This window comes from Cellulomonas sp. EB106-03-03-XG116, from assembly GCF_058792015.1.
In genome coordinates this window covers 43,382-60,635 of the sequence record NZ_JBYTEP010000021.1, presented here as the reverse complement: position 1 = coordinate 60,635, position 17,254 = coordinate 43,382, and the positions used below count along the sequence as shown (strand labels likewise).

General features: G+C 76.4%; 13 protein-coding genes. All 13 read right to left on the bottom strand.

What is annotated here, in order from left to right; all coding sequences use genetic code 11:
• Positions 1–90: 90 nt before the first annotated feature.
• The 13 genes from AC3WUG_RS10140 to AC3WUG_RS10080 all read right to left on the bottom strand — a co-directional run bounded on the left by AC3WUG_RS10140 (position 91) and on the right by AC3WUG_RS10080 (position 17,176).
• The gene (locus AC3WUG_RS10140) at positions 91–1,497 is read right to left on the bottom strand and encodes an alkaline phosphatase family protein (RefSeq protein ID WP_492327532.1); all 1,407 of its coding nucleotides are present in this window, start codon (positions 1,495–1,497) and stop codon (positions 91–93) included.
• Complete coding sequence (eboE, locus tag AC3WUG_RS10135; RefSeq protein ID WP_492327534.1) at positions 1,494–2,705, bottom strand: metabolite traffic protein EboE; 1,212 nt, start codon at positions 2,703–2,705, stop codon at positions 1,494–1,496. The genes AC3WUG_RS10140 and eboE overlap by 4 nt, the downstream gene beginning before the upstream one ends.
• Positions 2,706–2,707: 2 nt before the next feature.
• Entirely contained in the window at positions 2,708–3,583 is an 876-nt protein-coding gene (locus AC3WUG_RS10130) for a TatD family hydrolase (RefSeq protein WP_492327531.1), read from the bottom strand.
• Complete coding sequence (locus AC3WUG_RS10125; RefSeq protein ID WP_492327530.1) at positions 3,583–4,347, bottom strand: EboA domain-containing protein; 765 nt, start codon at positions 4,345–4,347, stop codon at positions 3,583–3,585. Before AC3WUG_RS10125 ends, AC3WUG_RS10130 begins: the two co-directional genes overlap by 1 nt.
• A 14-nt stretch (positions 4,348–4,361) precedes the next feature.
• A complete protein-coding gene (locus tag AC3WUG_RS10120; protein ID WP_492327529.1) occupies positions 4,362–5,333 on the bottom strand; it encodes a sugar phosphate isomerase/epimerase family protein in 972 nt (323 codons plus the stop codon).
• Positions 5,330–6,214: an SCO3242 family prenyltransferase gene (locus AC3WUG_RS10115; protein WP_492327528.1), complete on the bottom strand. Its 885-nt coding sequence runs from the start codon at positions 6,212–6,214 to the stop codon at positions 5,330–5,332. The genes AC3WUG_RS10120 and AC3WUG_RS10115 overlap by 4 nt, the downstream gene beginning before the upstream one ends.
• Before the next feature lie 248 nt (positions 6,215–6,462).
• On the bottom strand, positions 6,463–7,632 hold the full coding sequence (locus tag AC3WUG_RS10110) for an inositol-3-phosphate synthase (protein WP_492327527.1): 1,170 nt from the start codon (positions 7,630–7,632) through the stop codon (positions 6,463–6,465).
• Entirely contained in the window at positions 7,629–8,639 is a 1,011-nt protein-coding gene (locus AC3WUG_RS10105; RefSeq protein ID WP_492327526.1) for a sugar phosphate isomerase/epimerase family protein, read from the bottom strand. Before AC3WUG_RS10105 ends, AC3WUG_RS10110 begins: the two co-directional genes overlap by 4 nt.
• Before the next feature lie 79 nt (positions 8,640–8,718).
• Positions 8,719–9,867 carry a WxL protein peptidoglycan domain-containing protein gene (locus tag AC3WUG_RS10100; protein ID WP_492327525.1) on the bottom strand — a complete coding sequence of 383 codons (1,149 nt, stop codon included), beginning with the start codon at positions 9,865–9,867 and terminating at the stop codon, positions 8,719–8,721.
• 111 nt (positions 9,868–9,978) lie between these two features.
• On the bottom strand, positions 9,979–11,253 hold the full coding sequence (locus AC3WUG_RS10095; RefSeq protein WP_492327524.1) for a hypothetical protein: 1,275 nt from the start codon (positions 11,251–11,253) through the stop codon (positions 9,979–9,981).
• 19 nt (positions 11,254–11,272) lie between these two features.
• Positions 11,273–12,280 (bottom strand): sugar phosphate isomerase/epimerase family protein, encoded by a 1,008-nt coding sequence (locus AC3WUG_RS10090; RefSeq protein ID WP_492327523.1) that lies wholly within the window; start codon positions 12,278–12,280, stop codon positions 11,273–11,275.
• A 53-nt stretch (positions 12,281–12,333) separates the two neighbouring features.
• Positions 12,334–15,735, bottom strand: a complete 3,402-nt coding sequence (locus AC3WUG_RS10085; RefSeq protein ID WP_492327522.1) for a PQQ-dependent sugar dehydrogenase — start codon at positions 15,733–15,735, stop codon at positions 12,334–12,336.
• A 253-nt stretch (positions 15,736–15,988) separates the two neighbouring features.
• Positions 15,989–17,176 (bottom strand): Gfo/Idh/MocA family protein, encoded by a 1,188-nt coding sequence (locus tag AC3WUG_RS10080; protein WP_492327521.1) that lies wholly within the window; start codon positions 17,174–17,176, stop codon positions 15,989–15,991.
• Positions 17,177–17,254: the final 78 nt, after the last annotated feature.

Below are 17,254 nucleotides of genomic sequence, written 5' to 3'. Positions count from 1 at the left end.
CCCCCCCCCCCCCCCCCCCCCCCCCCCCCCCCCCCCCCCCCCCCCCCCCCCCCCCCCCCCCCCCCCCCCCCCCGACAACCGGGTGGGGGGTCACACCGCCGCGACCGCCCCGAGCCCCTGGAGCTCCAGGACCGCCGACCGGACCGCCGCCGCGGGCACCGCGCCGCCCGCCGCCAGGGCCGCCGCGACGGTGGGCGGGACGTCCGGGTCGGAGCACAGCACCACGGGCGCGTCGGTCACGGACGTCGGGAGCCGGCCGTGGCTGCCCGCGACGCGCGCCGGGTCGAGCGGCGTGGTCGACATGGCGTACCGCAGCCCGAGCTTCTTCTTCACCAGGTTCAGCCCCGCGCGGGCCTTGGCGGCGCCGTCGGCGAAGAACAGCTCGGCAGGGTCGTAGCCCGGCTTGCGGTGGATGTCGACGCCGCGCGCGTAGTCGGGCGCGCGGTCGTCGTCGAGCCAGAAGGAGTACGTGAACCACGCGCCCGGCTCGGCGACGACGACGAGCTCGCCCGACCGCTCGTGGTCGAGGCCGTACCGGGCCTGCGCCGCGCGGTCGAGCACCTCGTCGACCCCCGGGACGCCCCGGAGCAGCGCCGCGACGCGCGGGACGTCCACGGGGTCGGCGACGTAGACGTGCGCGACCTGGTGGTCGGCGACGGCGAACGCCCGCGAGGTCCACGGGTCGAGCTGCTCGCCGTTGGCCTGGGTGTAGACGTGCAGCAGGCCCTCCTCGCGCAGCAGCCGGTTGAGGTGCACGGGGCGGGACGCCGGCTCGATCCCGTACTCGGACACGGCGAGCACCGTCGCGCCGCGGGCCTCGGCGTCGTCGAGCAGCGGGGCCAGGGCGCGGTCCAGGTCGGCGGCTGCGGCATCGGCGCGCGGGTCGAGGGGCCCGAACCGCTGCAGGTCGTAGTCGAGGTGCGGGACGTAGGCCAGGGTCAGGTCGGCGGGCCGGGTGGCCATGAGGTGCCGGGTGGCGGCGACGATCCACTCGGTCGACGCGATCGAGGCTGTCGGGCCCCAGTACTGGAACAGCGGGAAGGCGCCGAGCCGGTCCACCAGCTCGTCGTGCAGGGCGGGCGGACGGACGTAGGCGTCCGGCGACTTCCGGCCGTCCGCGTGGTAGACCGGCCGGGGCGTCACGGTGACGTCGGTGGACATGCCCATCGCGTACCACCAGCACACGTTGGCGGCGGTGTACCCGGGCGCGGCCCGCCGGGCGGTCTCCCAGACCTTCTCCCCCGCGACCAGCCGGTTGTGCTGCCGCCAGAGGTGCACCTCGCCGAGGTCGCGGAAGTACCAGCCGTTGCCGACGATCCCGTGGCCCGACGGCGCGAGGCCGGTGAGCATCGTCGACTGCACGGAGCAGGTGACGGCGGGCAGCACGGTGCGCAGGCCCGCGCGCCAGCCGCCGTCGGCGAGCCGGGACAGCCGCGGCATGTGCGCGAGGGCGCGCGGGGTCAGCCCGACGACGTCGAGCAGGAGCAGGGGCCTCATGCGGTCCTCCGGGTGGTGAGGTCGTCGCCGTCCGCGCCCGCGCTCGCGGCTGCGCTCGCGTCCCACCAGGACCCGAGGTCCAGGTGGTCGACGGCCCAGCGCAGCTCGGCGGCGATGCCGGCGACGAGGTCGTCGGCGGCGCGGGCCGCGAGCTCGTCGGGCAGGACGGCCCAGGTGTAGGTCTCGACGTCCAGGTGGGCGGCGTCGCCGTGCGGGCCGCGCAGCACGGCGGTGACGGCGTCGCGCAGGAGGTCGGTGGTGGCCTGGAGGGGCGCCGCCGGCCGGGCGTGCAGCGGGACGTGCACGTGCACCCGCCACGGCCCCTCGCCGGGCAGCCCGCCGCCGAGGGCGTCCGGCAGGTCGTCGGCGGGGTGCACGGCTCCCCCGCTGCGCTCGCGCACCTGGTGCAGGTACCGCGGCTCGGCGAACCGGGCCACGGCCGCGCGGCTGGCCGGGTCGGCGGGGTCCTCGACGTGCAGGGCGGCGGAGGCCTGGATCTTGACCACCCGGAGCCCGGCCTGCCGGATGCGCCGGACGGCGGCGACGGGGTCGGCGAACGACACGGCCAGGTGGCAGGTGTCGAGGCAGACCCCGACGTGCTCGGGGTCGATCTGCCCGGGAACGGTGCCGAGCCGGGGCTCGAGCCAGCCCACGACGTCGGCGACGGTGTCGAGGACGCACCCCGGCTCGGGCTCGACGGCGAGCCGCACGGTGCGGCCGGTGCGGGCGGCGAGGTCCCGCAGGCCCGCGGACACCGCGGCGAGGGCGGCGGTGGCCGCGGCGTCGTCGGCGGCGGTCCACGGCTCGCGCCAGGCGAGCGGGAGCGTGGAGATCGAGCCGTCGACGCCGTCGGGCAGCAGGTCGGCCAGCACCTCGGCGCACGCGAGGGTGTACGCGGCGCGGGCCGGGTCCGCCCACGTCGGGGTGTACACCGCGTGCTTGACCACCTCGGCGTGGAACCCGCCGTACGGGAAGGCGTTCAGCGTGTGCACGGTCAGCCGGTGCGCGGCGAGCGCGGCCCGGAGCCGGTCGCGGTCGTCGGGACTCTCGGCCAGCCGGTGCGCCAGGTCGGCGGGCAGCCACAGGCCGACGCCGAGCGTGGCGAGCCCCGCCGCCTCGCGGACCGGCCCGGCGTACCGGTCCAGCTGGGCGAGGACGCCGTCCAGGTCCTCGGCGGGGTGGACGTTGGTGCAGTACGACAGGGGCATCGTCACGCGCGCACCCCCCGCAGCACGGAGGAGCCCTCGAAGGTCGCCGGCGCCGGCGCCTCTCCCGCGACGAACCCGGGGACGGGGTCGAGCACGAGGTTGCCGGACTGCCCGTAGAACTCGACGGGGTTGCGCCACAGCACGCGGTCGACGTCGTCCTCGGTGAAGCCCTGCTCCAGCATGGTCATGCCGGTGCGCCAGGTCTTGAGCGGGTCGGACCGGCCCCAGTCGGCGGCGGAGTTCACGATCATCCGCTCGGTGCCGTGCTCCCGCAGGATCGCGACCATGCGGGTCTCGTCCATCTTGGTGTCGGGGTAGATCGAGAACCCCGCCCACGCGCCGGCGTCGCGCACGGCGGCGACGGTCGTCTCGTTGAGGTGGTCGACGAGCACCCGCTCCGCGGGCAGCCCCGACTCGCGGACGACGTCGAGGGTGCGCCGGGTCCCGGCCTGCTTGTCCCGGTGCGGGGTGTGCACGAGGACGGGGAGGTCCGCGTCGAGCGCGAGGGCGAGCTGGCGGCTGAACGCCTCGTCCTCGGCCGGGGTCATGGCGTCGTAGCCGACCTCGCCGACCGCGACGACCCCGTCCTTGGCGAGGTACCGCGGGATGAGGTCGAGCACCTCGGCGCACCGCGGGTCGTTCGCCTCCTTCGGGTTGAGCGCGATGGTCGCGTGGTGCCGGATGCCGAACTGCGCGGCCCGGAACCGCTCCCAGCCGAGCAGCGCGTCGAAGTAGTCGACGAACGAGCCGACGCTCGTCCGCGGCTGGCCCAGCCAGAAGGCCGGCTCGACGAGCGCGCGGACGCCGGCGGCGTACATGGCCTCGTAGTCGTCGGTGGTGCGGCTGGTCATGTGGACGTGCGGGTCGAAGATGCGCATCACGGCTCCTCGGTCTCGGTGGTTCGTGCGGGGGCGCCGGGCTCCGCCGGCGTGGTCAGGCGGGCCAGGTCCTCGGGCACGGCGCGCCCGGCGGCCCGGCGCTCGGCGGCGAGGTCGCGGGCCATGCGGGCCAGCTCGGCGTCGGCGCGCTCGTCCAGCCCGGCGACGGCGTCGAGGCTGGTGCCCTGGAAGACGAGCTTCACCACCGCGTGCCGCCAGGTGTGCGGGTCGAGGTGCGCCGCGGCGAACGGGCCGACGGCGGCGGCCACGAGCGAGGTGTCGTTGGCCCGCAGCGCGTCCGCGGCCAGGTCGCGGCCGAGGGCGACGACGGGTCCCGGCAGGGCGCCCGGGGTCGACACCGTCAGCGCGTCGAGCCCGCGGAGCACGCCGCGCCGCTCGGCGGTGTCGCCCTCGCGGTACAGGTCGGCGAGGTGCGCGGCGAGCCGGTCGGCGTCGCCCCGGTGCGCGTCGGCGAGGGCCAGGACGACGGCGGCGCGGGCGGCGTCGTCGACGGTCCCGTGCACCACCCCGGCGGGGTCGGTCGCGGGCCGCAGCGGGGTCCGGCCGACGCGGCGGCCGGCGAGCGGGAACGCGCGGTCGGCGGTCCGGGGGTCTCGGCGGACCTCGGCGAGGACGTCGGCGAGCCAGCCGGCGTGCGGGGCCCGCGCGGCGGCGACGACGGCGGTGACCGGTGGCGGGGCGGTTTCCGCCGGCCGTGCGGTGGCGGCGGGCGGTGCGGGGTCGGACGACGTCGTCGGCGTCACGGTGTCACTCCCTCTCAGCGAGCGGGTTCGGGCAGGGGTGCGGGGTCGGGTGCGGAGGCGGGTGCGGGGTCGCGGGCGACGACGTGCGCCGCCCACGCCCTGCGGATCGCGTCGGCGGCGGCCGCGACCTGTCGCGGCGCGTCCCACGAGTGCCGCGGCAGCTCGACGGAGACCACCCCGGCGTACCCGGCGGGGCCCGCGGCGACGTCGGCGAGCGCGGCCAGCGCGGCGCCCAGGTCGAGGTCGCCCTCGCCGAACGGCCGGTGGTCGTGGTGGCTGCGCGGCATGTCCTCGATCTGCACGTGCGCCAGGTGGGGTCCGGCGGCCGCGAGGGCCCCTGCCACGCCGTCCGGCTCGACGACCAGGCAGTGCCCGACGTCGACCGTGAGGCCCAGCGCGGCCGGGTCGCCGAGGTCGGCGCGCAGCCGCAGGGCGTCGGCGACGGTCTCCACGTGCATCCCGGGCTCGGGCTCGAGGGCCAGCCGGACGCCGTGCTCCGCGGCGTGCCGGACCAGCCCGGGCAGGCGCTCGCGCAGCCGGTCGTCCGCCACGGCCGCCGGCACCCCGGGGTCGCGCACGCCGGAGAACAGCTGGACGGCGGGGGCGCCGAGGGCGGCGGCGACCTCGACCGCCCGGCGCAGGTAGGCCAGCCGGGGCGCCGCGTCGGCGTCGACGAGGGCGGGCGCGTGCTTGCGGCGCGGGTCCAGCAGGTAGCGCGTCCCGGTCTCGACGACGACCCGCATGCCCCGGCCGCCGCGGGCGCGGGCCAGCCGGTCCCGGAGCGCGGCGAGGTCGGCGGCGGGCGCCCCCGGGTCGAGGTGCGGGAAGCCGAGGGTGAGCGCGACGGCGTCGTAGCCGTGCTCCGCCAGCAGGTCGAGCGCCACGGGCAGCGGGTGGTCGCCGAGGCCGTTGGTGCCGTAGCCGAGCGCGAACGGCAGCGCCGGGAGGCCCGCGGCGGCCGGGGCCCCGGCGGGGCGGGTGCTCACGTCTCGCTCACCGCCCGCGGGCCGGTGGCCCGGCGGAGCAGCGCGCCCGCCGCCGCGACGACGCCGAGGGCGAGCGCGGCGTCCGGTCGGCCGGCGCGGGCGGCCCACGCGGCCTGCAGCGGGACCATCGCGCGGACGCCCGCGCCGGTGGCCGCCCGGGCGGCGGAGGCGATCGGGGTCCGCGCGGCCCGGGCCTGCGCGGGGAGGCCCTGCCCGAGGTAGGCGGCGACCGCCAGCGCCGTGGCCGGCCCCGCGCCGCGCCCGGTCGGTCGCCGGGCGGTTCGGGTGGAAGGTCCGGGGCCGGACGCGCCTGCGAGGGCCGCCCCGGCCACCCCGAGCGAGCCCGCGGCCACCGCGCGCGCCACCGCGCGGGTGGTGCCGTGCACCTCGCCGCGGGACAGCACGGTGACCCCCGCGGTGTGCGCGGCCAGCGCGGCCGCGGCGGGGGCGGCGGCGCGCAGGTGCCCCACGCCCGCGCCGAGCAGCACGTCGAGCCCCCGGCACGCCGCCATCGCGGCCGGGCCGGCGACGGTGTCCTTGAGCCGGGCGTCGTAGAGCCACACCGCCGCGGCGAGCGGCCCGGCGACGGCCAGCGCGCGTCGACCGCCGCCCCCGACGGCGAGCGCGAGGCCCGCCGCCGCGAGGCCGCCCGCGACGCCCAGGGCGTGCCGCGGGCTCACCCGGCCGGACGGGATCGGGCGCTCGGGGCGCTCGGCGGCGTCGACCTCCCGGTCGGCCCAGTCGTTGAGCGCCATGCCCCCCGCGTACAGGCACGCCGACGCCAGCGGCAGCAGCACCCGCCGCCCGCCCAGCGGGAGCCCCGCCGCCGAGGCGCCGGCCACGGTGTCGCCGAGCACGGTCAGCACGGCGGGCGCGCGCACGAGCTCGAGGTGGTCCCGGAGTCCGGGGCGACGGCGCCGCGGGGCCGGAGGTGCGGCCGCCGGGCCCCCGGCTGCCGGACCCCCGGGAGCCCGCTCGCCACCCGCGCCCCCGCCGGCTGCCAGGTCCCTGCCGGCCGACGGAGCCGCGTCCGTGCGCCCGTCGAGCGCGCGCACCACGGGCACGCGCCGACCCTGCGCGACCGCCCGCCGCGCGACCGCCCCCTGCGCGACCGCGCCCGGCGCCGCCGTCACGCCGCCAGCCCCCGGGCCCACCGGACGAGGTCGCCCGCCTGGTCCGCCGCCGCGTGCCGGTCGGAGCCCCACGGGTCCTTGAAGAAGAACCCGAGCTCCGGCACCACCCCCGCGGTCCCGCCGGCGTGCGCCAGCGCGAGCAGGCGGGCGAGGTCGAGCACCATCGGGGCGGCCAGCATCGAGTCGTACGCGGACCACGTGGTCTGCAGGGTGATCCGCGAGCCGAGGAACCCCTCGGCGTGCACGTGGTCCCAGGCCACCTTGACGTCCCCGAGGTCGGGCACGTGGTCGATGTGCAGGGGCGTGACGTCGGAGCCGGTGAGGTCGCGCAGCCCCCGGGTCTTGGACGCGAGCTTGGACCGCACGGCCTCGGGGTCGGCGAGGGTGGCGCCGTCGCCGCCGCCGAGCAGGTTGGTCCCGGCCCAGGACAGCACCCGCAGCCCCCGGTCGGCGAACGCCGGCGCGAGCACCGTGCGCAGCCAGGTCTGCCCGGTCTTGCCGTCCTGGCCCGCGACCGGCACGCCCGCCTCGGCTGCGAGGGCCTGCAGCGCGGGCAGGCCCATCCCGGCGGACGGCGTGAACCCGGCGTAGGACGCGCCCGCGAGCACGGCGGCGTACGCGGCGACCGACGACGGCGGCAGCACGACCCGCCCGGGCTCCTGCACCGCCGCGACCAGCGCCGCCGGGTCGTCGTGCGCGGGGGTCGGCCGCGCGGGCGGCTCGGTCGACGACACGTCGACGACGACGACGCGTGCCAGGTCGTGCCGCGCGGCGAACCCGGTGATGTCGGCGGCCAGCCGGTCGGCGACCTGCTGCTGCGACCCGCCCGGGACGAGGGGGCCGCGGTGCCCGGACCGGACCTCCGCGTCGGCGGCGTCGAGGGCGTGCGCGGTGGCCGCGAGCAGGGGTGCCGGGATCATCCCCGCGTCGACGAGCGCCTCGGCGCGCTTGGCCAGCGACACGTCGCTGACGTCGTGCCCGCCCACGACGAGGTCGCCCCAGTCGGGCAGCGGCAGACCGTCGAACGCCGGCGCCGCGGTGACGCAGCCCGCGGCCCCGGCGTGCCCGGCGGCCAGCGCCGCGAGGCCGAGCGCGGCGGTCGTGCCGACCGAGCCGCGCGCGCCGACGAGCCACAGCCCGGTGCGCGCGCGGGCGTCGGCGGTCACGCGTCGCCCTTCGTCGAGAACGCGGCGTCGAACGCCGCCTCGGGCGCGTCGAACGCCAGCCGCTTCACGAACGCCAGCGCCTCGGGCGCGCCGAGCAGCCGGTCCATGCCGGCGTCCTCCCACTCGACGGAGATCGGGCCGGTGTAGCCGATGGTGTTGAGCACCCGGAACGCGTCCTCCCACGGGACGTCGCCGTGGCCGGTGGAGATGAAGTCCCAACCGCGCCGCGGGTCCGCCCACGGCAGGTGCGAGCCGAGCCGGCCGTTGCGGCCGTTGCCCATCCGCTTCTTCGTGTCCTTGCAGTCGACGTGGTAGATCCGGTCCCGGAAGTCCCAGAGGAACGCGACCGGGTCCAGGTCCTGCCACACCATGTGGCTGGGGTCCCAGTTGAGGCCGAACGCCTCACGGTGCCCGATCGCCTCCAGGGTGCGGACCGTCGTCCAGTAGTCGTACGCGATCTCGCTGGGGTGCACCTCGTGCGCGAACCGCACCCCGACCTCGTCGAACACGTCGAGGATCGGGTTCCACCGGTCCGCGAAGTCCTGGTAGCCCGCCTCGATCACCGCAGCCGGCACGGGCGGGAACATCGCCACGTACTTCCAGATGGACGACCCGGTGAAGCCGACGACGGTGTCGACGCCGAGCTTCGCCGCGACCCGGGCCGTGTGCTTGAGCTCCTCGGCGGCGCGCTGCCGGACGCCCTCGGGGTCGCCGTCGCCCCACACCCGCGCGGACAGCATGTCCTCGTGCCGCAGGTCGATGGGGTCGTCGCAGACGGCCTGGCCCTTGAGGTGGTTGGAGATGGCCCAGACCTTCAGGCCGTAGCGGTCGAGGATCTCGAGCCGGGAGGCGACGTACGCGTCGTCGTCCCAGCGCCAGGGGTCGAGGTGGTCGCCCCAGCAGGCGATCTCGAGGCCGTCGTAGCCCCACTCGGACGCGAGCCGGGCCACCTCCTCGAACGGCAGGTCGGCCCACTGGCCGGTGAACAGGGTGATCGGGCGGGTCATGTCGGTCTCCTCGTCGAGAGCGGAACACAGATGCTGCGGGGCGCCGGCGCGCGGCGTCCAGGGGCGCGGGCGGCTCAGGTCATGTCGTGGCCCCCTGGCGGGCGAGGGCGTCCGCGACGGCCGCGTCCACCGCGCGCTGGTGCCGGACCTTGCGCCGGCGGCCGGCGAGGACCCGCAGGGCGACGAGCGCGACGACCAGGGCGAGCGCGCCGATGAGCGCCCACGGCACCGCCCAGGCGGCGGCGGACGCCGTGACGCCGGGGACGGCCGGCGCGGCGTCGGCGGCCGCGGCGCCGGGCAGCGCGACCACCTCGCCGCCGAGGGCGATCGTGGCGGTGGCGCGGACCAGCGGCCACACGCCGTCGACCCGGACGCTGCGCTGCACGGACGCGCCCGGGATGAGCTCGGGGACGTCGACGGCGGCGGCGCGGGCCCGGCCGAGGCCGAACAGCCCCGCGATCTGCACCTGCTCGGTCGGGGCGACCCGGGAGTTGCCGGTGTTCGTCAGGGTGAAGGTCACGGTCGCGGCGCCCGGGGCGACGGGGTTGCCGCCGGCGTCGTAGTCGACGTGCAGGCCGGACACGGCCAGCGCCGGCGCGAGGTCGCCCTGCACCCGCAGGTGCACCCGGGAGCCGAGCCGCCGGTCGACCGAGACGCCCGCGGCGTTCTCGACCAGCAGGCTGGACACGATGCCCGCGGCGTAGTCGCCGGGCTGCGCGTCCTCGGGGACGGTCAGGGTGAACGGGACCTCGGCAGCGGCGCCGGGCTCGAGGACGATCTCGGGCGTCTCGACCTGCACCCACGCCCCGAGCGCGGTCGACTCCTCCCCCGCCTCGAGCACGTCGAGCGTGCCGTCCGGGGTGAGGAAGCCGTCGGCGGCGTACACGTCGAGGGTCAGCGGGGCGTCGCCCTTGTTCGTCACGACGAGGGCGTCGGCGAGCGTGCCGCCGGGCGGCAGGGAGTACGCGAAGTTCGGTCGGGCGGCACCGTGCACGGTGTCGGCCGGGCGCACGCCCCAGGTGACCTGGGTCCTCGCGGCGGCGGGGTCGGCCGCGGCGGGGTCGGCGGCCGGGTCGGCCGGGGCCGGGTCCGCGGCGGCGGGCGCCACCGGCGGGACCGTGCGCGCGGCCGGGGCGGCACCGACGGCGGGCAGCGCGCCGCCCAGCACGAGGGCGACGGCGGCCGCCAGCGCGGCGAGGGCGGCGGGGACGCGGCGGGTCGGGGTCACGGCGGGGCCTCCGGGTCGACGGTGACGACGGGTGCGGGTGCTGCGGCGGTGGTGCCGCCCCCGCCCGCCCGGGACGAGGACCGGGCGGGCGGGGACGGGGACTGCGGTCCGTCAGCTGAGCGCGGTGAGCGTCAGCGTGGCGGTGTAGGTGCCCTGCGGGGCGTCGAGCGGCAGCTGCAGGTCGAGGTCGGCTCCGACGAGCGACGAGCCGCGGGCGTGCCCGGTCTCGGCCTCGGCGAGGGTGCGGGCCACGGACAGGCCGTCGCCCTCCTCGAACCCGGACGGCACCGCGGGCCCGGCCACGGCGTCGCCGCCGTTCTCGAGCACCTCGGGCGTCCAGCCCAGGTACTTCGACGACAGGGTCTGGCCCCCGGCGACGAAGTCGCTGACCTGCGCGGTGATGGACCACTCCGGGTCGCCCGCGCGGGTGTCCTGCACCCGCACCGGGACGATCTCGCCGGTGGCCCGGTACCGGTCCTCGAGCTCCTCGGCGACGCCGAGGTTCACGAGGCCGGAGGTGCCCTCGAGCGACCAGACGAGCTCGCCCGCCCGCTGCTCGGGGACGGTGACGGCCAGGGCCTGGTCGCCGGCGGCCACGGCGCCCGGCGCCTCGCCGGTGTGGTCGCCCTCGACGCCGCCCGCGGTGTTGCCCGGGCCGAACGCGGCGGCCGGGTCGTTGTCCGCGAGCCGGATGGTGCCGAGGACCGTGGTGCCCGCCACCCGCAGGTTCGCGGTGTTGCCGGTGAGCACGAGGTCGCCGCCGACGGTGTTGCCGAACGTGTCGGCGGCCCCGTCCGCGGTGGCGCCGACCAGGACGTCCCGGCTGGAGCCGGTGACGGACAGCGTGCCGCCGACGACGGCCCCGGCCACGTTCACGCCCCAGTCGGAGTCGGCGATCGACACCTCGCCCTCGACGCCGGTCTGCAGCAGGTCGACGTAGGTCGCCGCCTGCGTGGTCAGGCCGCCGCCGATGGACGAGCCGGTCACCTCGACGTCGAGCCCGCCGGCCGCCACGCTGCCGCCGACCTCGAGGTCGTTGAGGTAGAGGAACCCGACGCGCGAGCCCGTCGTGTAGGCGCTCACGTCGCCGTCGACCCGGGTGCCGTCCAGCAGGACGCCGTACGCGTCGGTGGCGACGACGTCGCCGGTGACGGTTACCGACGTGGCGTCGAGCCACGCGTCGGCGCCGACGGTGATGGAGCCCTCGACGGTCGCGCCGGCGAGCACGCAGTCCGCGCCGGCCGGGACGACGAGGTCGCCGGTGATGGTCTGGTCCCCGAGGTCTGTGGTGCAGTCGGTCGAGGCCGCCTGCGCCACCGTGCTGCCGAGGGCCACGAGCCCGAACGCGCCGACGAGCGCGGCCGGGACCGAGTGGATCCGCTTCATGTCCGTCTCTCCTTCTCGCTCAGCCGCGCAGGCCGGCGATGGCGTCGTAGCTGCGGTCGGCGTTGCCGAGGGAGTTCAGCGGGTTCGGCGGCTCGGCGACCGTCGCGGCGTTGTCCTGCTCGTACAGGCCGAAGTGCTGGCCGCGCGTGCGGAGCTGGGACAGGAACTGCTGGTACGGCAGGTCGCCCGCGCCGAACTCGATGATGTCGTAGCCGTTGGCGCTGGCCTCGTTGGCCTTGCCGTCCTTCAGGTGCAGCAGCGGGTAGCGCCGCGGGTTGCGCAGGACGTAGTCGACCGGCTCGAACCCCGGGTACTTGTGCTGCCCGACGTACGCCCAGTAGATGTCCATCTCCAGGTAGACCAGGTCCGGGTCGGTGTTGTCGTAGAACACGTCGTAGAGCCGGACCGACGGGTCGACCGGGTCGAACCGGAACTCGCCGTCGTGGTTGTGCTGGTAGAGCTTGAGGCCGGCGGCCTTGACCTGCTCGCCCCAGCCGTTCCACTCCTCCGCGGCGGCCAGGTAGCCCTCCTTCGTCGCGGTGTTCGTGGGCGCGTTGCCGGTGCCGAGGTGCGGCATGCCGAGGGTGTGCGCGATGTCGATCTGGTTGGCGAGGTCGGTGCGCAGCAGCTGGGTGCTGACGTGCGAGCCGACGGCCTTGAGACCGTTGTCGTCGAGCAGCTGGCGGATCTCCGCCGGGGTGATGGCGCCGACGTTGCCCTGCGTGTAGCCGGCGAACTCCACCTCCGCGTACCCGATCCGGCCGAGCTCCTCGAACACGGCCCGGAAGCCGAGCGAGCTGACCTTGTCGCGGATCGTGAACAGCTGGATGCCGATGCGGTTGGCCGGGACCAGGCGGGTCCGCCCGGTCGTCGGCGCGGCCGCGGGCGCGAGCCCGGCGCCCGAGGCCCCGGAGGCGCCGAGGGCGGTCCCGAGCCCCACGGCCACCGTGGAGGCGCCGAGCGCCTTCATCAGGGACCGCCGGCTCATCGGCCGGTTCGGGATCGAGGCGTGCTGGTGCGTGCTCATGTCTCTCCTTCGAGACGGCCGGCGGCCCGGTCACCCGGGCCGCCGGCGCGCGGTCAGCTGCGGACGGTGAGGGTGGTGCTGGTGGTGGAGCCGGAGATGCCGGCCGTGCCGCCGTAGGCGACGTCGACCTTGTAGGTGCCCTCGGGCAGTCGCCCGAGGGAGACGACGCTCGCGCCGGAGGCGTCGAGGGTCCCGGTGAGCGTGGCGACGGTCTGGTTGTTGCGCTTGACCGTCACCGTGACGTCCCCGGCGGCGGCGACGCCGCTGCCCGTGGTCACCTGGACGGTGGCCTTGGCGGCGACGGCGGGCTTGACCGGGTTCGGCGACACCGTGGCGGCGACGGTGGAGGTGGTGCGCGCCACCGTGAGGCGGACCGTGGCGGACGACGGCTTGAAGACCTCGCCGCCGACGAAGGACGCGGTCACCGTGTGCGTGCCGACCCCGAGCGCGGGGTCGATCGCCACGACGGCGGTGCCGTCCGGTCCGAGCGTGCCGCGCCCGACCTCGGTCTCGCCGACGGTCAGCACGACCTCGCCCGAGGCGACGCCCTCGGCCGCGGCGACCGCGACCGTGACCTCGCCGGGGGCGCCGAACGGCACCCGTCCCGCGGCCACGGTGGCCGTGGTGGTGGTGTCGACGGTGGGCTCCTCCGGGGCGTCCAGGTCGATGGTGAACTGCACCGACCCGACCTCGGAGACCAGCCCCTGGGTGTCGGTCGCCCGGTACCGCAGGTCGTACGCGCCGCTCTCGGAGAACGTCACGCCGTACTGCTGGTTCGCCGCGAGGTTCGTCCAGGTGGCGCCGCCGTCGCGCGAGTACTGCACGCTGGCGAGCGCCCCGTTGTCCGCGGCCTGCACGGCGAACCGCACCGGCTCGGTGAAGACGCCGCCGGCACCCGTGGGCGCCGCCGGGGTCAGGGTGTGCGCCACCGTCGGGGCCGCGACGTCGGCGACGCCGGGGCCCACCATGGTGAGGGCGTCCACGGCCAGCTCGTCGGCCGAGGTGACGAACAGGTCGCCCGTGCCCTCGGGGGCGTCGAAGGCGATCTCGACGTCCTTCCAGCCGGCACCCGCCGGGATGGTGGCGGTGGCGAACGGCGCCGCGTCGGCGGCGCCCCAGCGGAGCTGGACCTGGCCGCCCCCGTTGGCCCGCACGACCGCGCCGGTGATGCCGCTGAAGCTCACCGGGGCGATCTTCAGCGAGTCGCCGGTGCCGAGGCCGCGGACCGCGTTGCCGCCCGAGGCCGTCTCGTCCGCGTACACCGTGACGCCGGTGCGCACGGCGTGCTCGGCCTGCTGCTCGCGCGGGTTCAGGCGCAGCGTGGCCTCGCCCGACGCGGCCGGCAGGCCGTTGGCGCCCGCGTCGCGGTACGTCACCACGACGGCGCCGTACAGCAGCGCGCCCGGGCCGTGCTCCGGCGAGTCGGGGTTCGTCTTGAACGCGCCCTGGCAGCCCGTGCCCGAGACCTCGGGGTGGGCGTGCTCGTCGTGGCCCAGGCCGTACGTCCAGGACACGCGGGTGCAGTCCGTGGTCGTGCCGTCCTCGGCGTCCTGCGTGGTGACCCGGAAGGGCACCGCGTCGCCCCAGGTGAAGAAGCCGCCGTTCTCCGGGTAGGCGAGCGTGACCTCGGGCGCCTGGTTGCCGACCGAGATCGGGTGCGACGTGAGCGTGAACTTGCCCTCGGGGTCGGTCACCTTGAGCCGCGCCGTGTAGGCCGCGATCGCGGTGTACGTGTGCTCCGCCTCGACGCCGGTCGCGTCGAAGGTGCCGTCACCGTCGAAGTCCCAGTCGTAGCGGAGCGCGCCGCCCTCGGGGTCGCTCGACGCGGACGCGTCGAACTGCACGGTCAGCGGCGCGGTGGACGAGGACGTCGGCGTGGCCGTGAACTCGGCGCGCGGCGCCTTGTTCCCCTCGGCGTAGGCGATCCGGTACAGGCCCGCGTCGGGGTTGGCCCGGAAGAACCCGTCGCCGTAGTCGAGGACGTACATCGACCCGTCCGGGCCGAACTCGATGTCCATCGGGTTGTCGACCGGCGGCCAGCCCTCGGCCGTGATCGCCGCGTTCGGCGTGACGTCCTCGATGTGGGTCACCTCGAAGGAGTCCCAGTCGACCGTGAACGCCGCGATGTAGTCCTGCGAGAACTCGCCGAAGAACGCCTTGCCCTCCCAGTAGGCGGGCCACGCGTCGGCACCCGCGTCGGCGGGCCGGTGGTAGACCGGGCCGCCCATCGGGCCCTGGCCGCTGCCCGTGCCGAAGTTCACCAGCTCGTCCCACGGCTGGTCGCCGGGGGCGTCGCCGTAGTAGAGCGTGGCCGGGCGAGCAGGGGGCAGGTCCGTCAGGCCGGTGTTCCAGCGCGAGTCGTTGACCAGGTTCTCCGGGTCGAAGAACGCCCCGGGGGTGTTCGTCGCGAAGTCCCAGTCGTTGTAGGCGAAGTTGTCGCCCGTGACGAACGGCCAGCCGGAGTTGTGCGGGTCGTCGAGGCCGACGACGTTCCACTCGACGAGACCCATCGGGCCGCGGCCGGCGGTGGCGGCGACGGCCTTGCTCGCGTCCGGGCCGTAGTCGCCCCACGACAGCGAACCGGTCTCCGGGTCGACGTCCAGCTTGAACGGGTTGCGGACGCCCATGACGAAGATCTCGGGGCGGGTGCCCTCGGTGCCCTCCGGGAACAGGTTGCCCTCGGGGATCGTGTACGACCCGTCCTCCTCGACGTGGATCCGCAGGATCTTGCCGCGCAGGTCGTTGGTGTTCCCCGCGCCGCGGCGCGAGTCGAAGCCGGGGTTCATGCCGGGGGCGTCGTTGTTCGGCGCGAAGCCGTTGGCGCCCGGGGTGCCGGCCGGGGTGTTGTCGCCGGTGCCGAGGTACAGGTTGCCGTCGGCGTCCCAGTCGAAGTCGGCGCCCACGTGGCAGCACTGCCCGCGCTGGACCTCGACGTCGAGGATCTGCTGCTCCGAGGCCAGGTCCAGGCCCTCGCCGGTCCACTGGAACCGGGACAGCCGGTTCACGCCGACCCACTGGTCCCAGTAGGACTCGTCCTGGCCGGCCGGCAGCGTGTTCGGCGCCGAGCCCGCGGGGGTGTTCCCGGGCGGGGCGTACACGAGGTACACCCAGTTGTTCTCCTCGAAGTCCGGGTCGATGCCGATGGACTGCAGGCCGTCCTCGGAGTTCGCGTACACCGGGATCGTGTTGGTGATCCGGGTGACGCCGGTCGCCGGGTCGGTCAGCCGGACGTCGCCGTTGCGGGCCGTGTGCAGCACGCGGCCGTCGGGCAGCACCGCGAGGTCGATCGGCTCCCCGACGTCCTTGGTGAGGGTGGTCTTCTCGTAGTTGTCCCAGTCGAGCGCGGCGTCGCCGCCGGGCTCGGCCCCGTGGTCCACGCCGTCGTGGGCCACCACGGGTCCGGCGCCCAGCGCCAGCCCCGTCACGGTGAGCACCCCGGCGAGGGTGAAACCCACCAGTTTCCTGCCGCGCTGCGAGCGCGGCTGCGTACGATCCATGAGTGATGCAGCTCCTTACGGGATCTCGTCACAGAGGTCGGGCTCCTGCGTCGTCCCCACGGTTCGGGAACCCGGCCTCCTCAGCCGACCGGCGGCTCTGCCGGTCGTGGCGCGGTCCCACCTCCTCCCCCTCGAGCGGTGAGCTGATCGTCGTCTGACGGGTGGTGCGGGTGCGGGCGGGGTGCCCGCGGGACGGGTCGCCCCCGGGCGGTCAGCCCAGGGCGACCCACCGGCTGCCGTCGGCCGCGCTGCGCTCGACGGCGTCGAGCACGCGCTGCACGGCGAGTCCCTCGGCGAACGACGGCGACGGGTTCTCGCCCGCCGCGATCGCGCCGACCAGGTCGACGACCTGGTGGGTGAACGCGTGCTCGTAGCCCAGCCCGTGCCCCGCCGGCCACCAGTGGCCGACGTACGCGTGCTGCGGCTCCGTGACCACGATCCGCCGGAACCCCGCGACGGCGGCGTCCTCGGTGGCGTCGTGGAAGTGCAGGACGTTCATGTCCTCGAAGTCGAACGACAGCGACCCGCGGTCGCCGTTGACCTCGAGGCGGATGGCGTTCTTGCGGCCGGTGGCGAACCGGGTGGCCTCGAACACGCCGAGGCCGCCGCCGGAGAGCCGGGCGAGGAACACCGCGGCGTCGTCGACCGTGACCGGCCCGCGCGCGGCGTCGGGGCCGGCGGCGGAGCCGTGCAGACCCGCGAACTCGGCCGCCACGGGGCGCTCGTGCACGAAGGTCTCCAGCAGCCCGGAGACCCCGGTCAGGCGCTCGCCGGTGATGAACTGCGCCAGGTCGACGGCGTGCGAGCCGATGTCGCCCAGCGCGCCGGAGCCGGCCTGCTGCTTGTCGAGCCGCCAGGACAGCGGCGCCTCCGGGTCGGCCAGCCAGTCCTGCAGGTACTGCACGCGCACGTGCCGCACGGTGCCGATCCGGCCGTCCGCCACGAGCTGCCGCGCGAGCTGCACCGCCGGCACCCGCCGGTAGGTGTAGCCCACCATCGACCGCACCCCGCGGGCCGCGGCCGCCTCGGCGGCGGCCACCATGGCCTCCGCCTCCTCGATCGTGTTGGCCAGCGGCTTCTCGCACAGCACGTGCTTGCCGGCCGCCAGCGCGGCCACCGCGATCTCCGCGTGCGTGCGGCCCGGGGTGCAGATGTCGACCAGGTCGACGTCGTCCCGCGCCACGAGCTCCTGCCACGACCCGGCCGTGTCCTGCCAGCCGAGCCGGTCCGCAGCGGCCTTCACCGCGGTGGCGTCCCGGCCGCCCAGCACCCGCATGACGGGCGTGCGGGGCAGGTCGAAGAACCGCGGGGCGGTGCGCCACGCCTGCGAGTGCGCGGCGCCCATGAACGCGTACCCCACCATGCCGACGCCGAGCGGCGCGGCCGTCGTCCCGTCCATCACGAGACCTCCTTGCCTGGGCGGGGGGGGGGGGGGGGGGGGGACACCACAGTTCAGACTCGAGAGCGAAAGGATAGG